Source organism: Saccharopolyspora sp. NPDC002578 (genome assembly GCF_053592695.1).
This window is the reverse complement of record NZ_JBSFWJ010000160.1, coordinates 1-3,180: the sequence shown is the minus strand read 5'-3', so window position 1 is coordinate 3,180 and position 3,180 is coordinate 1. Positions and strand designations below refer to the sequence as shown.

Here is a 3,180-nt window from a genome sequence, read left to right as displayed (position 1 = left end):
GCCTTCCTCGCGAGGACAGCTTTTTCCCTCGTGGCGGAGCCACTAGGGAAAAAGATCCCGCAGCGAGGAAGGCACTGAGGTTCCGCCACCCGACCCCCCAAGCAAAACGACCCCAACCATCCTGCGGATCTCGATCCGGTAAAGGCCGGGTACCGTGGGGGCATGCCTGCCCCCGGCCGTTCCGCAGCCGCTGACCAGCGTCCGTCGGTGTTGTGGGTCGGCGCCTTGGTCCTCGCCGCCGCCGCGACCGCGATCCTGGTGCTGAGCAACGATTCCCGCGTGCTCAAGCTGGGGCTGGTGGCCGCGTTGTGGGCCGCGTTGCTGGGCGCGTTCGGCGTCGCGAAGTTGCGGGGGAAGGCGTCGGAGGCCGCTGAGCGGGAGGCGGAGCGCCAGCGGGTCTACGAGATCGAGTTGGAGCGGGAGATCGCCGCTCGCCGCGAGTTCGAGGCGACGGCGGAGGCGGAGGCGCGTCGCACGGCCGCGGCGGAGTCGGACGCCGAGATCCAGGCGTTGAAGGCGGAATTGCGGGCGCTGCGGGAGAACTTGGAGAAGATGCTCGGCGGGGATGTGCTGTTCGAGCGCGTCGCGCTGCGGGCGGAGTCCACTCGGGTGCGTTCGTTGCCGGAGCGTCCCGCGACGGGTGAGCAGCCGCGGTTCGCCTCCGGTGACACGGGCGCGCAGCCGCGGATCATCCAGCACCCGGAGGGGCGTGGCAGGCAGTTGCCGGCCGGTTACCAGGGGCAGGTCGAGCATCCGGAGCCGCACGAGCAGCCGCCGCACCGGGCTCCGGTGGAGCAGCCGCCGCGCCCGTCGAAACCGCGCAAGTCCCGGCCGCAGCAGGGAAGGCCCGCTCCGCGGCAGGCGGCCGAGGCGCGCAAGCAGCGCCCGGCGCAGTCGGGGACGCAGGGCGCGTGGCCGGAGTCCACTTCGGACAGATTGCGTCCGGTCCAGCCGGAGCAGGCGGCCCCCGTGGCGCACCCGGCGCCTGCCGGGCCTCCGCCGCCGGAGCAGCCTCGCCCGGAGCAGCCCCAGGTCGCCCGGCCGCCGGCGGTGCCGGATTCCGCGGCGCCGCAGCCCGCTCAGCAGGCCGCCCCGCAGCGGCCCGAGCCGGAGGCGTCCGACGATTCGGAGCGCCGCACCCCGACCCGGCAGGTCGAGGCGGGCGCGCACACCGAGGGCACGTCGGTCGTGGACCTGCTCGCCGCCTACGGCGATTCCGGGGCGCCGCCCGAGTCGAAGCGCCGTCGCCGCCGCCGCGGCTGAGCCGCGGGGAGCGGATCCTGCCCCAGGCGGTGTGGGGGCGAAGTGTCGCGTTCTAGGGTTTCGGGCGTGTCCACACCTGATCTCCCCGGTCCTGTGCCCGACCTCTCCGGCGCGCGCAGGTTGCAGACCCGCAAGCACTCCGCGGTCGGCTGGCCGGTGGCCGGGCTGCTGCTGCTCGGCGTCATCGGCCTGGTCATGGTGGGTGTCGCGACCTCCAGGGTGGGGGTGCTGCCCGCGCTGGTGGGCGCGCTGGCGGCGCTGATCCCGGTCGGCGTGGTGTTCGCCGCGATCGTGTGGATCGACCGTTGGGAACCGGAGCCGCCGATGTTGATGCTCGGCGCGTTCTTGTGGGGCGCGGGCGGGGCGACCGGCTGTTCGCTGCTGCTCAACGGGTCGGTGATCGGGTTGGGCGAGTTGCTGTTCGGGCCCAGCGAGCACGTCTTCTTCGAGCGGGCCGTGATGGCGCCGCTGGTGGAGGAGGCCGCGAAGGCGCTGTTCGTGGTGTCGCTGTGGTTCTGGCGGCGGTCGGAGTTCAACGGCCTCGTCGACGGCATCGTCTACGCGGGCTTGACGGCGGCGGGTTTCGCGTTCACCGAGAACATCCTGTACTTCGGCAAGGCCTTCTCGGAGGGCGGCTGGGGCAGCGCCACCGGCGGGGTCGTCGCGGTGTTCATCCTGCGCGGGATCTTGGCGCCGTTCTCGCATCCGCTGTTCACTTCGATGGTCGGCATCGGGATCGGGCTGGCTTCGCGGACGACGGACACGACGAAGCGCCTGCTGTGGCCGGCGGCGGGGTTCGTGCTGGCCGTGGTGCTGCACGCCGCGTGGAACGCGTCGACGCTGCTGGGCGGCACGGGCTTCCTCAACGTGTACTTCCTGATCATGCTGCCGATCTTCGCGGGCACCGGCTGGCTGGTGGTCTGGCAGCGCAAGCGCGAGCAGCGCATCGTCGCCGACCAGCTCCCGGTGCTGCAGCGCGCCGGGCTGATCCCGCGCAGCGAGGTGGAGATGCTGGCGTCGCTGGCGGGCCGCCAGGGCTGGTTGCGCAAGGTGCGCCAGAGCGCGGGGCCGGAGCCGGCGAAGGCCGTGCGGGACTACCAGATCGCGGTGACGGAGCTGGCGTTCCTGCAGCACCGGGCCGCGGAGGGGCGCACGACGAGCGCGGTGCGGCGAGCGCGTCGGGAGCAGCTGATCGAGGAGTTGAAGGCGGCCCGTCGTTCGGCGGTGGGGTCGCAGGAGGCGTTCCAGACGGCGCGGGTGAAGATCCACGAGCTGACGCAGAGCGTTCGCCGCCCCGGTTCCCGCCCGCAGCGCCCCGTCGAGCCGCAGAGCGCCCAGCCCCAGCCCGAGCGCCCGCAGGCGGCTCGCGCGGAGTCCTCCCGCCCGGACCTCGCCCCCCAGCCCGACCAGCGGCGCCAGCCCACCCCCCGGCAGTCCCCGCAGCAGCAACAGCCCCGCCCCGCCCCGGGACACCGCCCACCTCAACCGAACCCCAACCAGGCACCCCAGCAACCGGGCCAGCCCACCTCGCGCCGCCCCCCGCAACAACCTCCGAACCGCCAGAACCCCCCACCCCACCCCCCGAGGCAGTAGCCAGCACGGGAGACCCCGGGCCAAAGGCCGTGTCGAGCGAGCCGTGCGGCTGGAGCGGACGAAGCCCCACCTGAGCCGTGCTCTGGACGGGCGAAGCCACGCCTGCCTCGCGGCCGTAGGCCGTGCCTAGCGGCGAAGCCGTGCCTTGGGCGAGCGAAGCGAAGTCTGCGTTGCGGCCGGAGGCCGTGCCTGTATTCGCGAAGCGAATAGCCCACGTCAGGAAGCCGACCACCGGCGGGTTCTCAGTCGGTCTCTCGCGAGGACAGCTTTTTCCCTCGTGGCGGAGCCACTTGGGAAAAAGATCCCGCAGCGAGAGACCGACTG

At 72.9% G+C, this 3,180-nt stretch carries 2 protein-coding genes; both read left to right on the top strand.

Annotated elements, in window-relative coordinates:
* The first annotated feature begins 162 nt into the window (after positions 1–162).
* Positions 163–1,263, top strand: coding sequence for a DUF6779 domain-containing protein (locus tag ACWD38_RS30260; RefSeq protein WP_246457103.1), 1,101 nt, complete (start codon positions 163–165; stop codon positions 1,261–1,263).
* Between the two features lie 66 nt (positions 1,264–1,329).
* The gene (locus ACWD38_RS30255) at positions 1,330–2,856 is read left to right on the top strand and encodes a PrsW family glutamic-type intramembrane protease (protein ID WP_184483521.1); all 1,527 of its coding nucleotides are present in this window, start codon (positions 1,330–1,332) and stop codon (positions 2,854–2,856) included.
* The last annotated feature ends 324 nt before the right edge of the window (positions 2,857–3,180 follow it).